This is a genomic window from Arthrobacter sp. UNCCL28, from assembly GCF_900102805.1.
Taxonomy (GTDB): Bacteria; Actinomycetota; Actinomycetes; order Actinomycetales; family Micrococcaceae; genus Arthrobacter; species Arthrobacter nicotinovorans_A.
In genome coordinates this window covers 1-16,379 of the sequence record NZ_FMWE01000005.1, presented here as the reverse complement: position 1 = coordinate 16,379, position 16,379 = coordinate 1, and the positions used below count along the sequence as shown (strand labels likewise).

The window sequence follows — 16,379 nt, the reverse complement described above, 5'->3', positions numbered from 1 at the left end:
TGATTCCTAAACGGCTTAGAAGAGGAAGTAGCGCTGCGCCATGGGCAGCACGTCGGAGGGCTGGGAGGTGACTTCGACGCCGTCGACGCTCACTTTGTAGGTTTCGGGGTCGACGGCGATCTCCGGCGTTTCGCCGTTGTATTTGAGGTCCGCTTTGGTGAGGTTGCGGATGCCGGTGACGGGTTTGATGATGCGTTCGAGGCCGAGTTCGGCGGGCACTCCGGCGTCGATGGCTGCTTTGGACAGGAACGTGATGGACGTCTGCTGCAAGGCCTTGCCGTACGTGGCGAACATGGGGCGCATGGTGCGGGGCTGGGGTGTGGGGATGGAGGCGTTGGCGTCGCCCATGAGGGCGTAGGCGATCTGACCGCCTTTGATGACGAGTTCGGGTTTCACGCCGAAGAACGCGGGGTCCCAGAGCACCAGGTCCGCGAATTTGCCTTCTTCCACGGAACCGATGACATCTGCCATGCCTTGGGCGATGGCGGCGTTGATGGTGTATTTGGCCACGTAGCGTTTGAGCCGGAAGTTGTCGGATTCGGTGGATCCGTGGGTGGTGCCGGAGGGATCCTTCAACACGCCTCGTTGCCGTTTCATGGCGTCGGCTACCTGCCAGGTGCGGGTGACTACTTCGCCGACACGGCCCATGGCTTGGGAGTCGGAGGAGGTGATGGCGAAGATGCCGAGGTCGTGCAGGACGTCTTCGGCGGCGATGGTTTCGGCCCGGATGCGGGAGTCTGCGAAGGCTACGTCCTCGGGAATGTCCGGGTTGAGGTGGTGGCAGACCATGAGCATGTCCAGGTGCTCTTCGATGGTGTTGCGGGTGTACGGCAGGGTGGGGTTGGTGGAGGCCGGGAGCACGTTGGGCAGCCCGGCGATCTTGATGATGTCCGGGGCGTGCCCACCGCCTGCGCCTTCGGTGTGGAAGGTGTGGATGACGCGGCCGTCGATGGCCCGGATGGTGTCTTCCACAAAACCGCACTCGTTGAGGGTGTCGGTGTGGATGGCCACTTGGACGTCGTATTCGTCGGCCACACGCAGGGACATGTCGATGGACGAGGTGGTGGAGCCCCAGTCTTCATGCACCTTGAGCCCTACAGCGCCGGCGCGAATCTGCTCTGCGAGGGGCTCGACGGCGGATGCGTGGCCTTTTCCGAACAGGCCGATATTGACGGGGAGGCCTTCGGCGGCCTGCAGCATCCGGGAGATGTGCCAGGCGCCGGGGGTGACCGTGGTGGCTTTGGTTCCTTCGGCCGGACCGGTGCCGCCGCCCACCATGGTGGTGATGCCGTTGCAGAGCGCGGCCGGGACCTGTTCCGGGGAGATGAAGTGGATGTGGGTGTCGATGCCACCGGCTGTGAGGATTTTCCGTTCGCCGGCGATGATCTCCGTGCCGGCGCCGATCACGATGTCCACATCGTCGGTGATCTGCGGGTTGCCTGCCTTGCCGATTTTGAAGATGTACCCGTCCCTCAGGGCAACATCCGCCTTGTAAATGCCGGTGTAGTCCAGGACGATCACGTTGGTTATCACCGTGTCCGGGATGTCCTCCGAGCGGGTCAGTTGTCCGTTCTGGCCCATGCCGTCGCGGATGACTTTGCCACCGCCGAACACCACCTCTTCGCCGTAAGCTGTGTAGTCCTTCTCGATTTCAAGGAACAGTTCGGTGTCCGCCAGCCGGATGGCGTCGCCGGTGGTTGGCCCGTACAGCTCGGCGTACTGTTTGCGGGGAATGTCGAAGCTCATTTGGCGTCTCCTTCGGAAGCCGGACCGCTCTGGCGGGTGCCGGCGTCGAGCGTTCCGTTCACGGCGTTACTGAGCCCGAAAACTTCACGCCTCCCGGCAATCGCAATCAGTTGAACGGTCTTTCGATCGCCCGGTTCGAAGCGCGCGGCCGTGCCGGCCGGGATGTCCAGGCGACGGCCGTAAGCGGCGTCGCGGTCGAACTCGAGGGCACGGTTCGCCTCGGCGAAATGGTAGTGCGAGCCGACTTGGACCGGACGGTCACCGCGGTTGACAACCTCGACGCCGATTGCGTCACGGCCGTCATTGCAGGTGATCAAACCGGGCTGGAGCCTGTATTCGCCGGGGATCATGGTGGCTCCTATCGGATGGGGTGGTGGACGGTGACGAGCTTGGTGCCGTCGGGGAATGTGGCTTCGATCTGGACATCGTGGATCATCTCCGGCACGCCTTCCATCACATCTTCGCGGCGGAGGATGGTGGTTCCGTAGCTCATGAGTTCGGCCACTGTCCTGCCGTCCCGGGCGCCTTCGATGAGTTCGTAGCTGATGATCGCCACAGACTCGGGATAGTTCAGCTTCAGTCCCCGTGCCTGGCGGCGCCGCGCGAGATCGGCGGCCACCACGATCATGAGTTTCTCCTGCTCGCGGGGCAGTAGATGCATGGGTACTCCTTGGACGCCGGGCACTTGGACAGATTGTGTTCAGCGTAAGGAGCGGAAGTTTCGGCTACGTTTCCAATTCGTCTCAGTCGGGGGTCGGATTTACCGGAATTGACCTCAAGTTAAGTTGAGGTCCTAGCATCAGTGGGGTGTGCGTCCATCAAGGCCGCCAGCCCTGGCCAGTCCCATGAAAGTGCGTTAATGACCTACCCCCAGCCCTTGCAGTCCGAACCAGTCGGCGATCTTTTCAGGGCCGCATTCCGCTCCCATCCGGCGGGAGTCGCCATTATTACCGCTTCGGGGCCGGATGGCGCCGTAGGTCTCACGGCGTCCTCGGTGGCGTCCGTGGCCGTGGATCCGCCCACCCTGGCCTTCTCTGTGACCAGCGGCCGTTCGGCCTCGCACATCGCCGCTGCGGAGAGAATCGTGGTGCACCTCATCGGCGCCGATCAGTTGGAGCTGGCACGCGCGTTCGCCGATCCTGCTGCCCCGCGGTTCACGCAGGACATGGACTGGGAGTTGCTTCCCACGGGCGAGCCGTTGCTCAGGGAGGCTCAGTGGGCGTTGCGCTGCGAAATTGTCCACCGGGCGCCGCTGGGTGGTTCGGTCCTGCTGGCCGCCACAGTCCTCGACATCAGGCCCAACCTTGGCGGCTCGGCTCCACTGGTATACCACGACCGGGAGTTCCACACCCTGTTCCGCAGCGCGCAGGCGGTTGGCTGACAGTACGGAACACGGCTGGGACGACCCTTCGTTCGATCGCCGCGTGCAATCATGGTGCACGAAGCCCCTGCCGGATCCGAACCAGAGAGGCTACGGAAATGGACCCGTACCAACGCCACCAACCCCCGTACTCGCCTCAAGGGAACTACGCTCCCCAGGGTCAGCCTCCTCCCCAGCCCCACTACGGACTACCTCAGCCTGGATGGCAGGGACCTTCGCCACGGAAGAAGGGCAAGCTTGGCTGGATCCTGGGCGGAATCGCACTGGCGGTGACCCTGCTTAGCGTTCTTGGAATCATGGGATGGTCCGCCCTCAGCCAAGGGATCAACGGCGGCGGAGGCAACCAGGCAGAGAAGGCCAACGAAATGATGGCCCGGGCGGACAGCGTACCGGAAGATGACTGGGTGGAGGTGTTCCGGAACGACCCCAAGGTCGATCCCGGATGTCTCTCCATTGACACTTCATGCCTTCGCCTGAGCGCCCGGTGGTCAGTGGATCACGAGGTCAGCCTGGACGAGGCCGCCAGCCGGTTCGGCATGGACTCCACCTCTAATGGTTCGGGTTCGGGGCCGTACACGGGCTGCGTCAGTGCCGAGTCCGGGGGATCAAGCAGGGAGTCTCTCTGCATCGAAGAGTCCTCGGGGGGATCCGGCTCTTATGAAGTCACCATTCAAATGCAACGTGACTAGTTCCTGCCCCTAGTTGTTCCTCCCCCGCGCCGCCACGGCCCACTGCTCCACCACGGTCCCACCGCGCACCACAGTCACCTGGTCCACCAGGTTCATGGTCAGGCACACGTGGTTGGGGATCACGAGCAGCCTGGTACCCAGTGGCGGCAACTCCGAGGAGTCCGGCCAAACAACAGTGGCATGATGCTCTGACAAGGCAGTGACCTTGGCTTCGGGGTATTCAGGCAGCCGCGCAAACCCTGTGGCCCAATCCGGGCGGTCGCTGCCCAGGATCTTGCTGCCGGAGTCCAGGACAACCCGGCGGACGTTCCCACCTGCAGCTTCGTGCCTGCTGACCACGGTGGCCGCAACCGTCAGCGCGATCTCGTCCCACGAGCACCGTTCGAGTTCCAGCTGCTGGGCGTCGCCGAACACGTAGACGCCCGGGCGCAGTTCGGTTGCTGCCGATTCCCCGGAGATCAGGGCCGTGGGCGTGGATCCTCCGCTGATGGTGGTGACCTCGAAGCCCGCCCCAGCCAATGCCGCCGCGGCCAGCCCCAAAGCATCGTTCTCGTTGCCGGCCGCGCCGGTGGGCATCCCTGGCCTGTAGCTGTGTCCAGGGAACGTAAAGACCCCGGATACGGTCAGCCCCGCAGCGGCCGCAGCCTTGGCCACCTCCACCACCTCAGAGGGCAAAACGCCGCTGCGGTGATGACCGCTGTCCACTTCGATCAGCACCTCAATGATGCCGGCGTCCGCCCCGAGTTGGCGGCCCATCGTCGTCGCACTTTCAGCCGAATCCACACCGACTGCCAGGCGGCACGCCGTTGCCAGGGCGCGGAGTCGGTCAGCATGCGGGGCCTCCACCCAGAGCGGATAGGCGATGAAAATATCCTTGACGCCGTCCGCGGCGAAGACCTCGGCCTCGCCGATTGTGGCCACGGTGATCCCCACGGCACCGGCCGCCAACTGTTTCCGCGCGATCTCCAAGGTCTTGTGCGTTTTCACATGTGGGCGGAGCTTGAGTCCCCTGCCGAGCATGCTGGCCGCCATGCGTTCGATGTTCCGGTCCAGGACATCGACGTCGATCAGGACTGCAGGGGTCACAACTTCAGCGGGAATCACGTTCATTCCTCAAACACTAACGGCCCCGGGCACCGGCAGCGGCGGTCAGGGCGCCGACTGCCTGATCCGCAGCTCGAAGGCCGCCTCCGGCTGCTGCACGTGAAGCGGGGCCTCCTTGTTTTCGATCCGGTTAATAAGGAGTTCAACGGCGCGCTCCGCAATTTCCGCACGCCCCGGCGCCACCGTGGTCAGTGACGGCGAGGCAAACTTCGCCTCGTCAATGTCATCAAAACCAGCAACGGCGATCTCCTCCGGGACCTTCCTGCCACGGACCAAAAGCTCGTGAAGCGCGCCCAGGGCGAGGGCGTCGTTGAGCCCGAAAACGGCGTCGAATTCCACGCCGCTGTCCAGCAACCTCGCGGTTCCCTCAGCACCGCCGTCGCGCCGCCAGTCGCAATCAATCACCAAAGCGGGATCGTAGGCAACGCCGGCGTCAGCGAGCGCAGCCTTGTACCCCTCAAGGCGGAGGCCGTTGCTGCCTGTCGTGTCGCCGTCGTGCGCGCCCAAAACGGCTATTCGACGGCGGCCGCCCGCCAGCAGGTGCGCGGTGACCGCTGCCGCCGCCCGGTGGTTTTGGATGAGGACCATATCCAGCCGGGGATCCTGCACGTATTCGCCGAGCAGGACCAGGGGCTTCTTGCCGGCGGCATCCATGATCTGTTCCGCATCCAAGGTCAGGGGGATGAAAAGGAGGCCATCGGTGAGGGTTCGGAACTGGCCTTGGAGCGCCGCTTTCTCGTGCCCGGGCCCGTTCCCGGACTGCTCCACCAGCACTCGGTAGCCTCGGGCCCAGGCGGCTTTCATGATGTCCGATGCCAACTCCGCGTAATACGGAATGGAGAGGTCGGCCAACACCAAGCCGATCATGCTGGTCTTGCCGGAGCGGAGGCTGCGGGCTGTCAGGTTGGCCTCGTAGCCCAGCTCGTCAATGGCATCCAGGACGCGCTGTTTGGTGGCGGGCCTGATGAACTCGTAGTTGTTGATCACGTTGGAGACCGTCTTCAACGAGACCCCGGCAACGCGCGCGACGTCGTTCATGGTGACGGCCATCAAGGTGCTCCTTTTGTCCTGTTGGCTTACATCGTTGCAGACCAGGGCGTTGCGGGCTTAGTCCATGACAGCCGCGACTGCCTCGATCTCCACCAGCTGATGGTCGTAGCCAAGGACAGTGACGCCCATCAGCGTGCTCGGGACGTCATGCTCACCAAACGCCGCGCGCACCACCTCCCAGGAGGCCACCAGATCGGACTGCTCGGAAGAGGCCACCAAGACGCGAGTGGAGATGACGTCCGTGATTCCTGCTCCGGCGGCTTCCAAAGCAAGGCACATGTTCTCCACCGCCTTCCTGGCTTGGGCTTGATAGTCACCAATACCTGCAGTGGTCCCGTCCTCATTCAGCGGACAAGACCCTGCCAGGAAGATCAGCCTGGCACCGGCTGGGGCCGTCGCGGCATAGGCATACTCTGCAGCAAAGCTGAGCAGGTTGGAACGAATGAGCGTCACGGCACTGGGCATGGGCATCCTTTGTTTGTCGGGTTGACTACATCCCATCACGGGGCCTCGCCCTGTCATGTTTCAGGGCAACGGCGTAGTGTCGGTAGTAGGAGATTTCGGGTGTGGCACAAGGTCCGGAGTTGAATATCCGGGCCGTGCGCGAACACGAGCGCACTGCCGCCAGCCGGACTCGCACGCCCGGCGTACCCGGGAATGAGGCCTTAATGGCCCTGAACGATGCAGTACCAACAGCTGAGCAGTTGCAGGACCTGCTGTTGGAGAGCCCCGGCTTCACGGAATTCCTCCTCGGCCTCACCACGATTTCGGCATCGCTGTTGGGCGGAGAAGCGCCAATGCTCTGCGCCATCACGGTGGAGCGCGACGGCGGCCCCTCCACAGTGGCCAGCAGCAGTGACGCTGCCCGGCGCCTGGATGAAAAGCAATACGAGTTCGACGACGGCCCATGCCTCACGGCGCTCCGGCAGCAACGTACCGTCCTCATCCCTGACCTTCTGACGGATCACCAGTGGCGGCACTATGCCGCCGCTATCGCCGACGAGGGCATCCGGAGCGTGCTGGCCGTCCCCATCGCCACTGACAACGGCTCAAGGGCGGCCCTGAACTGTTACTCCACGGAACTGCGGACGTTCACCCCGGACACGGTGGAATTGGTAAAACAGCACGCGGACTCCCTTTCGCGGATTCTGCGGCTGGCACTGCGGCTGCACGCGGAGGAACCGTACCCCGGGCATTTGCGTTCAGCCTTGAAGTCACGGGCGATTGTGGACGCCGCTATTTCGCTGATCATGGTGCAAAACCATTGCAACCGCGAATCGGCGCTGCGACTCATCCAGCTGGCGTCCCGCAACAGTAATAGACGGCTGCATGAGATAGCCGGCGACATCCTGGATAGGGCCGGACACGGAGATCAGGGGGGCAGGTAGTGTCGATGAATGCAGGTCTTTTTTGGATGTGGAAAGAGCATGGAGAATTTGATCAACCCCTGCAGGCCTCCTGCACGGCAGTAGTAGGGAACCAACCATGACTGAGACCCAGCCATCGGAGCAGATCCCCACCGCTGGTCCTTTGGAGGACCACGTCGATCTGACGGACTTCCTGGTGCACTTGCAGGATCTCCTCGCGAATAATGCGGACATCCGCGAATTCCTTCAGGATCTGGCCGAGCTGACTGCCCGCGAACTGACTAAACCCGGGAACACGATTGCTTGCGGGGTGACAGTCATCCGGCAAAAGAAACCTGTTGCCGTGGCGGACAGCGATCCCATGGCCCGCAAACTGGACGATATCCAGAACAGCTTCGGGGACGGACCATGCCTTACGGCGCTTCGGACGCGAACCATCACCCATGTCCCCGATGTCCGGCACGAGGACAGATGGCGGGACTATATGGAAGCCGCTGCCTGCACCGACGTGGGCTCCATTCTGGCTTTGCCCATGGAGTTGAACAGCACCGCAGAGGCTGTGGTCAACCTCTACTCGACCCGCAGCCATGGCTTCTCCCATGACGACGTGGTTGCGGCTGAGCGGGTGACAGCCACCGGGGCGAAAGCTCTGTATTTGGCACTAAGGATCGCCCAACTCAGGGATGCGCGGGAAAATCTCGCGGCTGCCCTGGATTCACGCACGGCGATCGATACCGCCGTCGGAATTATCATGGCCCAGAACCGCTGCAGCAGGGACGCTGCCTTCCAAATTCTGGTCAACGCTTCAAGCCACCGCAACATCAAACTGCGCGTTGTAGCGGAAAACGTCATTGCCCATGTGGCCGGGGATCGAAACATCTCGGCCGCCTTTGAGGAGTAGCAATGGGGATGACGGGTTGAGGCATGAAGCAGGAAGGGCATTAGGCTTGAAATGCAACGTAGGAGTGCAGTGATTCACAGGATGTCCGTGTCGGCCAGCCGACATGAAGAGCCGGGGAGAAGACCATGACGAAGAAACAGCTTCCTCTTGACGAACTCTCAGGTGCCATAGGCAGGATATTGGGCCTGCTCCTCACCGAGGAAAAGGTGGACCAGGCCGTCCAGAGCCTGTCCCAGGCCATCAAGGAATCCGTGCCGGGGTCAATCGGGGCGGGCGTTTCCATCCTGGATTCCCAGGGCCGCAGGACCAGTACCGGTTTTACGGACGGCATTGTGGAGCAAGTGGACCACCTGCAATATGACCTGGGCCAAGGTCCTTGCCTGACTGCGTGGGCCTCCGAGGAATCCGTACTCCTCACCGATGTCCGCACAGATACCCGCTGGCCGGAGTGGAGTGACGCCGTCAGCGCCCTGCCCATCCGATCGGTGGTCAGTGCGCCGCTCATGGCCAATGGTCACAGCATCGGCGCCATCAAAGTCTACGCATCCGAGACTGATGTTTTCGATGCTTCTTCCACGTACCTCATGGAGCTTTTTGCTTCCCCAGCCGCCACGCTTCTCTCCCATATCCAGAGCGCCGAGACACCCCGACGCATCTCCGAAGGGCTTCAGGCCGCACTTTACAGCCGGGACGTAGTCAACCGTGCCTGCGGAATCCTCATGGAACGCCACAAAACTACCCACGAGCGGGCCCTCCAACAACTCATCCTGCAATCGCGCGACAAGAACCAAAGCCTGCAGGAAGTCAGTGCGGAACTCGTAGCCGGGATACCGGCAAACGGGAACTAAGGCCGCAGGACATGGGCTTCGACAACAACGAACCCGAGCAACGCCGCAGACTCCATGCGGCACTCTCGGGCGCGGGTGTCACCACAGGCACTTTATGGCTGCAGTACTTCAGCATCGGTGGATCGGTGGGTGAGTACGAGGTTGAGGCGTACCTGCAGGGCATGCTTTCCCTCCCCGAATTGGAACGCGACCTCCTGGCCATGGCCGCAAACGAGCTTTCCAACAGTGGACCCGGACCGCACGCGCCGTACGCCGACGAGCTTCCCCTGGACGAAACGCCTCGTCCCGCGGAAGGCGAATTGCCCGACGACGGCGACGACCCCCGGTAGGCGTCACACACCGCTCATCCCCGTGCAACGAGCCTGCAACAAACATGGGCAAAGCTGTAGTCAACCAGCGCACAGCTGACGGCAACCAGACAGCGAAGCGAGCCGAGGGGAGCAGACATGAGCATTGCAAACAGGGATCTATTCCAGGCACTGAAGACCCAAGCCAGCCTGGCGCAGGCATTTGGCACCATGCCTGGAAGCAAGGAAGAACCGCATCCACTAAGTCCGGGTGATTACATCGAGGCCTGGCACAACGGCCGCCTCTACCACCGCGGCAGCGTGGTGAAAACCGTTGCCGGCACGGACCTTTTCTGGCTCACGGACGATACCGGAAGCCGCCGGCTCCTGGACATGGAGTCCATGGAAATCGTGACCGTCGACCAGCCGGCCCCGGCGCCCGCACCGCAGGCACCGGAACCAAACCTGTCCGCAACAGTCACACCGATCTCCGCGTACCCCATGTTCCACGACGGCACGCAGCAGATCGCGTAGCGCTTCGGAAGGACTACGACTCCAGTGACAACCGGATCATGGTCCAGCTCACGGCCGGAAGACCGGCGGTGAGGCGACCGCCGTCGAGCTTTACACTGACGTTCTCAGTGGGCAGGACCGATGTCGAATCGTCGGCAGTGGCCTGCCAGTACGGATCCTTGTTGGTGTAAGTGACGGCCTCGATAACCTTGCCGGCGTTGAGGCTCCCGACGGCGGCATCCAACGTCAGCGCGTCCGTTGCCGAGCGGTTCACAGCAAAAACCACGGCCTCCTTGGCTTCTGCGTCGTAGGTCGCGACGGCCGACAAGGCTGTGAAACCTGCCGTCTTTTCGGTCTCCAGCAGCGGGGATTCGACGGCGAGGTTCAGCACCGTACCGGAGGCATTTTGCGAGGTGAGCGCGAACGGGTGGAACGTTGTCTGCTTCCAGGCGCGGCCGCCCGGCTCGGTCATGATGGGGGCAATCACGTTGACCAATTGTGCGAGGCTCGCGGAGTGGACGCGGTCCGTATTGCGCAGCAACGTGATGAGGAGATCCCCCACCACCACGGCGTCGGCAACGGTGTAGCGATCCTCCAGCAGCACCGGCGCCACGGGCCAATCATCCCCTGTGGGCGCCTTGGATTCGTCGCGGGACATGTGCCAGACGTTCCACTCATCGAAGGAAATATTAATCTGCTTCCCAGACTTTTTGGCTGATTTCACGTGGTCGATGTGGGAGACCAAGTCCTTGATGAACGCCTCCATCCGGTGCCCGGCTGACAGGTGCTCCTGCAGGTCACCGAAATCCTCAAAGTACTGATGCGCCGAGATCAGGTCCACCAATTCGTATGTCTCATTGAGGACCACGCGCTCCCATTCGCCGAACGTGGGCATGGTGGGTCCGGAACTTCCACAGGCCACCAGTTCCAGGTCCGGGTTGACCATGCGCATCGCCCGCGCCGTTTCGGCGGCAACCCGCGCGTACTCGTCCGCCTTCTTGTGGCCGATCTGCCAGAAGCCGTCCATCTCGTTCCCGAGGCACCACATGGTGATGTTGTGAGGCTCGACGGCGCCATTCGCCTTGCGCTGTTCGGAAAAGGCCGTTCCACCCTTGATGGTGGAGTACTCCAGCAGGTCCAGCGCTTCCTGGGTCCCCCTGGTGCCCAGGTTCACGGCCATCATGGGTTCAACCCCGGCCTTCTCCGACCACTTGGCGAACTCGTCCACGCCCACGAGGTTGGGATCACTGGAGTGCCAGGCGAGGTCGAGCCTTGTTGGGCGGTCCTCCTTGGGTCCCACTCCGTCTTCCCAGCGGTAGCCGGACACGAAGTTTCCGCCGGGGTACCTGACCGTGGAGACGCCGAGTTCCTTGGTGAGGTCGAGGACGTCGGTGCGGAAGCCGTCGTCGTCGGCTTTCGGGTGCTCTGGCTCGAAGATGCCCGTATAGACGCAGCGTCCGAGGTGCTCCACGAAGGCGCCGAATGTCTTCCTCCTGACGGGGCCCACAACGAAGGTGGGGTCGATGGTGATTTTGGCCGTGGGGTTGTCTTGGTTTCCCAAAGGGTGGGTCCTTGTCTGCTGCGTGGTCTGCATTGCTGATTTACAACGTTATAGAAACCATGCTGACGTGGCCTTGGTGTAGGAGTCAAGAGATTTCTTGGCGGGACCCTTCCTTCGCACCGCTGTTCGCGGGGCACGCCGTTTTGCGGCCGATGATTCGAACATGGTGGGGTGCCGGTTGCCTCTAGGCTGGGACGCATGTCCTTGAGAGCAGTGAGAGCCGCCTATTCTGCGCGTTCCGCCGAGTACACCTCGTTGTTCGGATCCATCAGCAGTACGCATCCAGCCGACAGGGACCTCGTGCTGTCATGGGCCCAGGGATTGTCCGGGGAAGTCATCGATGCCGGCTGCGGGCCTGGGCAATGGACAGCCTTCCTGCACTCCACCGGGGTGGACGTCCAAGGCGTGGACCTGGTACCGGAGTTCATTGAGACGGCCAAGCGATTCTGTCCGGAGGCTCGGTTCTCTGTCGGGTCACTTCAACGGCTGCCTGCGCCGGATCACTCATCGGCGGGAATCCTCGCCTGGTACTCCCTGATTCACACTCCCCCGGCTGGGATCAGCCGGGTTTTGAACGAGTTTGCCCGCTGCCTCGCTCCCGGCGGGAGCCTCCTGCTCGGCTTCTTCGATGGCCCGGCGGGTGAGTCGTTCCCGCATGCAGTGACGTCCGCCTATTTCTGGTCTGTGGAGGAGATGTCGGGACTGTTGCAGGAAGCCGGTTTCAGCATTGTCAGCAGGCACTCCCGCGTCGACCCCGGAGTGCGCCCCCACGCGGCTATCGTCGCGAAGCGGCTGCTCACTCCCGGTCGCGTTGGCTGAACCCACCCCCACTTTAATTGCTAGGGACCGGCCCAGAGTCAACAAGGGGCCGGGGCTCGTCAGCTCTACTTGGTACTCGGCGTGGGACTGGCACTCGCTTCCTGCCCGTCCAATTCCTTGTAGATTTCATGCTGATTCCCGGCGATGCAGACGGTGTCCATTTCCAGCGTGGAGCCTTTGATGTTTGCGTAGTAGGACAGAAGGTGTCCGCCGTTCTCGTTCGCGTAGAGGCGGATGAGGCCCGGGTCCCGGGGGTTGGTTTCGGTGCGGGTGGTGAAGCCCTTGGATTCCCAGAACGCTCTGACCACGCTTACTGATGCTTCCAGGTCCACGGGGTCAGGCGTTTGGGTCAGGATGCTGTAGTTCACGCCGTCTTGCCCGTCGGAGGTTCTGCAATCCATGTTACGAGTGCCCTTATCGACCCATTTCTGGGGTCCGATGGCTTGTTGGGTTTCGGTTTTGAAGGCGTGGAGATCCGCGAGGGCTTGTTTGAGCTCTTCGACCTGGGCTTTGACGGTCGCAGGGTCGCTGGGATTGGCTGAGCCGGTCATAGGGTTCTCCGTGGTGGGTGTGCAGGCGCTCAGAGCAACGGCCGCGCAGACTAACGCGGCGAGTATGCGGCTGGTCTTTATGCGGGCCTTGGGTTCATGGGGCATATGGTTCACTCTTCCTGAAGCCGTTCCACAGGCCACAAGTCAGCACGAGGCAGGAAAGGACACCCCCAGAAGCCAGCACTCCGCGTCAGCTCTCCTTGGTACTCGGTGTGGGACTGGCACTCGCTTCCTGCCTGTCCCATTCCTTGTAGATTTCATGCTGATTCCCAGCGACGCAGGCGCTGTTCATCTCGAGGCTCAAGCCATTGGTGGTAGCCGTGAAGGATACGAGATGTCCGCCGTTCTTATTGGCATAGAGACGGATGTTTCCTGGGTCTTTTGGGTTTGATTCGACGCGGGTGGTGAAGCCCTTGGATTTCCAAAACGTCTTGACAACGTTGACCGACGATTCCATGTCGAGGGTTTCAAGGGTCTGACTCACGACGCTGTAGTTCACGCCCTCTTCTCCCTCAGGGGTGCTGCAGTCCATGTTTCGAAGGCTCTCATCCGCCCATGTCTGGGGCCCGACAGCGTTTTCAGTTTCGGTTTTGAAGCCGCGGAGATCCGAGAGAGCTTGCTTGAGTTCTTCGACCTGGGCATTGACAGTTGCAGGGTCACTGGAGCTACTTGAGCCGATCATAGGGTTCTCCGTGGTGGGTGTGCAGGCGCTCAGTGCAACGACCGCGCAGACTAACGCGGCGAGTATGCGGCTGGCCTTTATCCGGGACTTGGATTCATAGGACATGCGGCTCGCTCTTCCGGAAACTGTTCCACAGCCCACAAGCCAGCACGAGGCGACATAGGCGGCTCCTTTGGCGCACCAGACAGCCTAATTAGCAGACGGAGAGGAACCGGGGCTAGAAGGGGTCCCGTAAATTTCGGGATACAGCTCCTTGTAGATTTCGTGCTGGTCTCCGGCGATGCAGACAGTGTCCATTTCCAGGCCGGAGCCTTTGACATTCGCGGTGAAGGATATGAGGTTTCCGCCGTTCTGATTGGCGTAGAGGCGGATGAGACCAGGGTCCAACGGGTTGGTTTCCACGCGGGTGGTAAAGCCCTTCGATTCCCAGAACGTTTTGACCACGATGACTGATGCTTCCAGGTCGACGGGATCAGGGGTTTGGCTCATGACGCTGTAGTTCACTCCCTCCCTGCCATCACCTGCATTGCAGGCGCTGTTTCGGGTGCCTTTATCGACCCATTTCTGGGGTCCAATGGCTTTCTGGGTTTCGGTTTTGAACGCGTGGAGATCCTTCAGGGCTTGCTTGAGTTCTTCAACCTGTGCTTTGACAGTTGCAGGGTCGCTGGGGTTGCTTGAGCCGGTCATAGGGTTCTCCGTGGTGGGTGTGCAGGCGCTCATCACCATGGCCGCGCCGACTAACGCGGCGAGTATGCTGCTGGCCTTTATCCGGGCCTTGGGTTCATAAGACATGCGATTCATTCCCCGCTCCGCCGGCGAACCGGGCCCGGGCCCCCGCGGAGAACACCGCTGAAATCGTCGGAGCAGCCACCGGCCATTCCGCGGGCATCGGATCGCTCGCCACGCCCTGGAAAGTTTGAAAGTGTTGTTCACGGAAATCGGCGCGTTGCTCCCACGCAGCAAGTTCCTTCAGCCGGGACTTCTCTTCCCGTGCCTTGAGCTTTGCTTGCCTGACGTCCTCCGCCAACGCCGCAAGGACACCGGCAAGCCGGCCCCGGTCATCGGCCCGGACGGCCAGAGCGTTGTTGAACAAGGTCGCATAGCCGCCCTTGAAGTCCTCCATCGCGTAACCCGTGGCGACACCAACGAAGCTACCCTCGGAGCGCAGGGTCTGATCCGCGGAATCAGCAGCGTTGATCAGAGCGTCGGCGGCACCATCGTCGAACGCAATCTCCACCGCCGTATCAAAGATCCCCACGCCTGGCCCCCTCGCTTGAACAGTTAATCCATCGAATAGCATAACCGATGGAATCGCAGCGTGGGACGTGACCGGGAAAATAAAAACAGGCCGGAGACTCAAGGTCTCCGGCCTGTCTTGGAGGGTGGGCCCTGTGGGGATCGAACCCACGACCCACGGATTAAAAGTCCGATGCTCTACCAACTGAGCTAAGGGCCCCTCCAGCTGTAGAAACAGCCATGAATACTGTACCCCAACGTCACGGCAGACGAGGAACTCAACCGGACGCGCGCCGTCGTCACCTTCTTTGGGTGAACGTTCGACGGCGGCGTGGGGCGGCCGAGGCCTGTAGGGCCCGGGACGGGGGCAAAGTGGGTGGTGAAGGCACAGCGCCGGCAAGGGCGCAGCCCGGCAACCGTTACTCGACCCCACCAGAGCACAGGAGTACGGTGAACTCATGAGCGAACAGCCAGGACCACGCGCGTACGGCGGAGCAAACAGGCACCACAAGCCCAAGCCTTTTGCCCCGATCGATTTCGAACCGTTCGCCGGCGGGGCGGATCCCGCGCGGGTTTCCGAGGCAGCCCACCTTGCTGCACAGGCATTGGTGCGGCGGGGGCGCGACAGCGACGACCCCAAGGTCACCCACCGCCTGGTGAAACTGGCCGACGAACAGGGCTTGGAAGCCATCGCTGAGATGTGGGCCGAGAGCCCGGCACGGAGCCTCCCGGGCGCGCTGTGGCGGCTCTATGCCCTCCGCGCCGCCACCATCCAGAACCCTGAAAGAATCTCCGTCTATTTCCGGGCCGGACGCGATACGGCGCAGGTTGCCAATGTGGTGGCAGGTGCCGCGGAGCCGCCCGGAGCAGACGAAATGAAGACCATGGCTGACGCCATTTTGTCCGGTGCGTTCGACGGCGAGTTCGACGTAGCGCTGGAACGTTCCGCTGCTTTCTGCCGCGTAGTAGCACTCGGCCAGGCGACCCTGGCTGACGGGGCGGAGCACAGCAATGAAGGCCATGCGAGCAAGCTGACCCGCAACTCGCACCAGCTGGTCAAAACGGCCGAGGACCTTGAGCACGCGGCCAACGCATGGCGGCTGGGCGAGCTGGACTAGCCGGCAAACAGGGCGAAACGTACCCACGCCGGCGCCGGACTGTCAATGTTGACTTAGGCCGCCGGACGGTGAAAACTAAAACTGGTGTCGAACCGCGAAACCCCCGGGCTTCAACTTATAGCCGCTTCGAGCGGCCTACCGCCGAGAGGCGTATCCGGTTCGGCACCATTTTAATGCCCAAACGCGGGTTATAGGACAAAACGTGTGTAAATCTCGGGTGTGTCATGTGCGGCCTGCCCATCCTTTGCGATGCCAGAGTCCTTCGTCGGCGCTGAGTCCGGTGCTGTAGAGCTCGGGCCCGGGCTTCTGCTCGGTCGTGGTGATGGCTTCGGTCTTGGCCGGACGGTAATGCACGGCTTTGATGAGTTTGGCCGGTGGCAGGGGCTGTTCGCTGTGCAGGTAGAGGTACCACTCGATCGCGCGTTTTCGATGTTCTTCACTCATGCCCCGGTGGGCCCGCAGCAGCAACCGGAGTTGGGCGTTGGTGCCGCCTTCAATGCGATTAGTAGTCGAGGCGATCTGCAGG

At 62.1% G+C, this 16,379-nt stretch carries 20 protein-coding genes, 1 tRNA gene and 1 pseudogene; 9 read left to right on the top strand and 13 right to left on the bottom strand.

What is annotated here, in order from left to right; all coding sequences use genetic code 11:
• Positions 1-15 precede the first annotated feature (15 nt).
• From ureC to BLQ01_RS14470, 3 genes are read right to left on the bottom strand one after another with little or no spacing between them, the layout of a single operon-like run.
• The gene (ureC, locus tag BLQ01_RS14480) at positions 16-1,746 is read right to left on the bottom strand and encodes an urease subunit alpha (protein ID WP_091552517.1); all 1,731 of its coding nucleotides are present in this window, start codon (positions 1,744-1,746) and stop codon (positions 16-18) included.
• Positions 1,743-2,096, bottom strand: a complete 354-nt coding sequence (locus BLQ01_RS14475) for an urease subunit beta (protein WP_091552515.1) — start codon at positions 2,094-2,096, stop codon at positions 1,743-1,745. The genes ureC and BLQ01_RS14475 overlap by 4 nt, the downstream gene beginning before the upstream one ends.
• 8 nt (positions 2,097-2,104) lie before the next feature.
• A complete protein-coding gene (locus tag BLQ01_RS14470) occupies positions 2,105-2,407 on the bottom strand; it encodes an urease subunit gamma (protein WP_026541696.1) in 303 nt (100 codons plus the stop codon).
• A 198-nt stretch (positions 2,408-2,605) separates the two neighbouring features.
• On the opposite strand from BLQ01_RS14470, the gene BLQ01_RS14465 reads away from it, so the two are divergent.
• Together BLQ01_RS14465 and BLQ01_RS14460 are read left to right on the top strand one after the other, a co-directional pair.
• On the top strand, positions 2,606-3,127 hold the full coding sequence (locus tag BLQ01_RS14465) for a flavin reductase family protein (RefSeq protein ID WP_091552513.1): 522 nt from the start codon (positions 2,606-2,608) through the stop codon (positions 3,125-3,127).
• A 98-nt stretch (positions 3,128-3,225) separates the two neighbouring features.
• Positions 3,226-3,816, top strand: a complete 591-nt coding sequence (locus BLQ01_RS14460) for a hypothetical protein (RefSeq protein ID WP_139183500.1) — start codon at positions 3,226-3,228, stop codon at positions 3,814-3,816.
• Between the two features lie 9 nt (positions 3,817-3,825).
• Here the strand turns inward: BLQ01_RS14460 and BLQ01_RS14455 are convergent, their stop codons facing one another.
• The 3 genes from BLQ01_RS14455 to BLQ01_RS14445 are packed head-to-tail and all read right to left on the bottom strand — an operon-like array spanning position 3,826 to position 6,435.
• Complete coding sequence (locus tag BLQ01_RS14455; RefSeq protein ID WP_091552510.1) at positions 3,826-4,926, bottom strand: D-TA family PLP-dependent enzyme; 1,101 nt, start codon at positions 4,924-4,926, stop codon at positions 3,826-3,828.
• Positions 4,927-4,965: 39 nt separating this feature from the next.
• A complete protein-coding gene (locus tag BLQ01_RS14450; RefSeq protein ID WP_091552509.1) occupies positions 4,966-5,970 on the bottom strand; it encodes a LacI family DNA-binding transcriptional regulator in 1,005 nt (334 codons plus the stop codon).
• Positions 5,971-6,027: 57 nt separating this feature from the next.
• Complete coding sequence (locus BLQ01_RS14445) at positions 6,028-6,435, bottom strand: RidA family protein (RefSeq protein WP_091552507.1); 408 nt, start codon at positions 6,433-6,435, stop codon at positions 6,028-6,030.
• Positions 6,436-6,638: 203 nt separating this feature from the next.
• Here BLQ01_RS14445 and BLQ01_RS14440 point away from each other — a divergent pair, with 203 nt between their 5' ends.
• The 5 genes from BLQ01_RS14440 (at position 6,639) to BLQ01_RS14420 (ending at position 9,907) form a co-directional block, all read left to right on the top strand.
• Positions 6,639-7,358: a GAF and ANTAR domain-containing protein gene (locus tag BLQ01_RS14440; RefSeq protein ID WP_091552505.1), complete on the top strand. Its 720-nt coding sequence runs from the start codon at positions 6,639-6,641 to the stop codon at positions 7,356-7,358.
• A gap of 97 nt (positions 7,359-7,455) precedes the next feature.
• A complete protein-coding gene (locus BLQ01_RS14435) occupies positions 7,456-8,238 on the top strand; it encodes a GAF and ANTAR domain-containing protein (protein WP_026541690.1) in 783 nt (260 codons plus the stop codon).
• A 125-nt stretch (positions 8,239-8,363) separates the two neighbouring features.
• Positions 8,364-9,086 carry a GAF and ANTAR domain-containing protein gene (locus BLQ01_RS14430; RefSeq protein WP_091552503.1) on the top strand — a complete coding sequence of 241 codons (723 nt, stop codon included), beginning with the start codon at positions 8,364-8,366 and terminating at the stop codon, positions 9,084-9,086.
• A gap of 11 nt (positions 9,087-9,097) precedes the next feature.
• Positions 9,098-9,415, top strand: coding sequence for a hypothetical protein (locus BLQ01_RS14425; RefSeq protein ID WP_035761003.1), 318 nt, complete (start codon positions 9,098-9,100; stop codon positions 9,413-9,415).
• Between the two features lie 117 nt (positions 9,416-9,532).
• A complete protein-coding gene (locus tag BLQ01_RS14420; protein WP_091552502.1) occupies positions 9,533-9,907 on the top strand; it encodes a hypothetical protein in 375 nt (124 codons plus the stop codon).
• Between the two features lie 13 nt (positions 9,908-9,920).
• Here BLQ01_RS14420 and BLQ01_RS14415 read toward each other — a convergent pair whose 3' ends face one another.
• Complete coding sequence (locus BLQ01_RS14415; protein WP_091552500.1) at positions 9,921-11,447, bottom strand: arabinosylfuranosidase ArfA; 1,527 nt, start codon at positions 11,445-11,447, stop codon at positions 9,921-9,923.
• Positions 11,448-11,645: 198 nt separating this feature from the next.
• On the opposite strand from BLQ01_RS14415, the gene BLQ01_RS14410 reads away from it, so the two are divergent.
• Complete coding sequence (locus BLQ01_RS14410; protein ID WP_091552499.1) at positions 11,646-12,266, top strand: class I SAM-dependent methyltransferase; 621 nt, start codon at positions 11,646-11,648, stop codon at positions 12,264-12,266.
• A 65-nt stretch (positions 12,267-12,331) separates the two neighbouring features.
• Here BLQ01_RS14410 and BLQ01_RS14405 read toward each other — a convergent pair whose 3' ends face one another.
• The 5 genes from BLQ01_RS14405 to BLQ01_RS14385 form a co-directional block, all read right to left on the bottom strand.
• Positions 12,332-12,817, bottom strand: a complete 486-nt coding sequence (locus BLQ01_RS14405) for a hypothetical protein (protein ID WP_091552497.1) — start codon at positions 12,815-12,817, stop codon at positions 12,332-12,334.
• Positions 12,818-13,007: 190 nt separating this feature from the next.
• Entirely contained in the window at positions 13,008-13,604 is a 597-nt protein-coding gene (locus BLQ01_RS14400) for a hypothetical protein (protein ID WP_139183499.1), read from the bottom strand.
• 84 nt (positions 13,605-13,688) lie between these two features.
• On the bottom strand, positions 13,689-14,291 hold the full coding sequence (locus BLQ01_RS14395) for a hypothetical protein (protein ID WP_139183498.1): 603 nt from the start codon (positions 14,289-14,291) through the stop codon (positions 13,689-13,691).
• Complete coding sequence (locus BLQ01_RS14390; protein WP_091552492.1) at positions 14,281-14,757, bottom strand: hypothetical protein; 477 nt, start codon at positions 14,755-14,757, stop codon at positions 14,281-14,283. The genes BLQ01_RS14395 and BLQ01_RS14390 overlap by 11 nt, the downstream gene beginning before the upstream one ends.
• 125 nt (positions 14,758-14,882) lie before the next feature.
• Positions 14,883-14,955 (bottom strand) — tRNA-Lys (locus BLQ01_RS14385).
• A gap of 238 nt (positions 14,956-15,193) precedes the next feature.
• On the opposite strand from BLQ01_RS14385, the gene BLQ01_RS14380 reads away from it, so the two are divergent.
• Entirely contained in the window at positions 15,194-15,853 is a 660-nt protein-coding gene (locus BLQ01_RS14380; protein ID WP_026541680.1) for a hypothetical protein, read from the top strand.
• 222 nt (positions 15,854-16,075) lie between these two features.
• On the opposite strand, the pseudogene BLQ01_RS22405 reads toward BLQ01_RS14380, so the two are convergent.
• Positions 16,076-16,379: pseudogene (locus BLQ01_RS22405) on the bottom strand (IS256 family transposase); the annotation flags it as partial.

Excerpts from the sequence above, each read along its gene's own strand:
- BLQ01_RS14470 (WP_026541696.1), bottom strand. The coding sequence starts at position 2,407 with ATGCATCTACTGCCCCGCGAGCAGGAGAAACTCATGATCGTGGTGGCC.
- BLQ01_RS14400 (WP_139183499.1), bottom strand. The coding sequence starts at position 13,604 with ATGTCCTATGAATCCAAGTCCCGGATAAAGGCCAGCCGCATACTCGCC.
- BLQ01_RS14445 (WP_091552507.1), bottom strand. The coding sequence starts at position 6,435 with ATGCCCAGTGCCGTGACGCTCATTCGTTCCAACCTGCTCAGCTTTGCT.
- BLQ01_RS14460 (WP_139183500.1), top strand. The coding sequence starts at position 3,226 with ATGGACCCGTACCAACGCCACCAACCCCCGTACTCGCCTCAAGGGAAC.
- BLQ01_RS14435 (WP_026541690.1), top strand. The coding sequence starts at position 7,456 with ATGACTGAGACCCAGCCATCGGAGCAGATCCCCACCGCTGGTCCTTTG.
- BLQ01_RS14395 (WP_139183498.1), bottom strand. The coding sequence starts at position 14,291 with ATGTCTTATGAACCCAAGGCCCGGATAAAGGCCAGCAGCATACTCGCC.
- BLQ01_RS14410 (WP_091552499.1), top strand. The coding sequence starts at position 11,646 with ATGTCCTTGAGAGCAGTGAGAGCCGCCTATTCTGCGCGTTCCGCCGAG.
- BLQ01_RS14465 (WP_091552513.1), top strand. The coding sequence starts at position 2,606 with ATGACCTACCCCCAGCCCTTGCAGTCCGAACCAGTCGGCGATCTTTTC.
- BLQ01_RS14405 (WP_091552497.1), bottom strand. The coding sequence starts at position 12,817 with ATGACCGGCTCAGCCAATCCCAGCGACCCTGCGACCGTCAAAGCCCAG.
- BLQ01_RS14380 (WP_026541680.1), top strand. The coding sequence starts at position 15,194 with ATGAGCGAACAGCCAGGACCACGCGCGTACGGCGGAGCAAACAGGCAC.
- BLQ01_RS14455 (WP_091552510.1), bottom strand. The coding sequence starts at position 4,926 with ATGAACGTGATTCCCGCTGAAGTTGTGACCCCTGCAGTCCTGATCGAC.
- BLQ01_RS14420 (WP_091552502.1), top strand. The coding sequence starts at position 9,533 with ATGAGCATTGCAAACAGGGATCTATTCCAGGCACTGAAGACCCAAGCC.
- BLQ01_RS14440 (WP_091552505.1), top strand. The coding sequence starts at position 6,639 with ATGGCCCTGAACGATGCAGTACCAACAGCTGAGCAGTTGCAGGACCTG.
- ureC (WP_091552517.1), bottom strand. The coding sequence starts at position 1,746 with ATGAGCTTCGACATTCCCCGCAAACAGTACGCCGAGCTGTACGGGCCA.
- BLQ01_RS14450 (WP_091552509.1), bottom strand. The coding sequence starts at position 5,970 with ATGGCCGTCACCATGAACGACGTCGCGCGCGTTGCCGGGGTCTCGTTG.
- BLQ01_RS14425 (WP_035761003.1), top strand. The coding sequence starts at position 9,098 with ATGGGCTTCGACAACAACGAACCCGAGCAACGCCGCAGACTCCATGCG.
- BLQ01_RS14430 (WP_091552503.1), top strand. The coding sequence starts at position 8,364 with ATGACGAAGAAACAGCTTCCTCTTGACGAACTCTCAGGTGCCATAGGC.
- BLQ01_RS14475 (WP_091552515.1), bottom strand. The coding sequence starts at position 2,096 with ATGATCCCCGGCGAATACAGGCTCCAGCCCGGTTTGATCACCTGCAAT.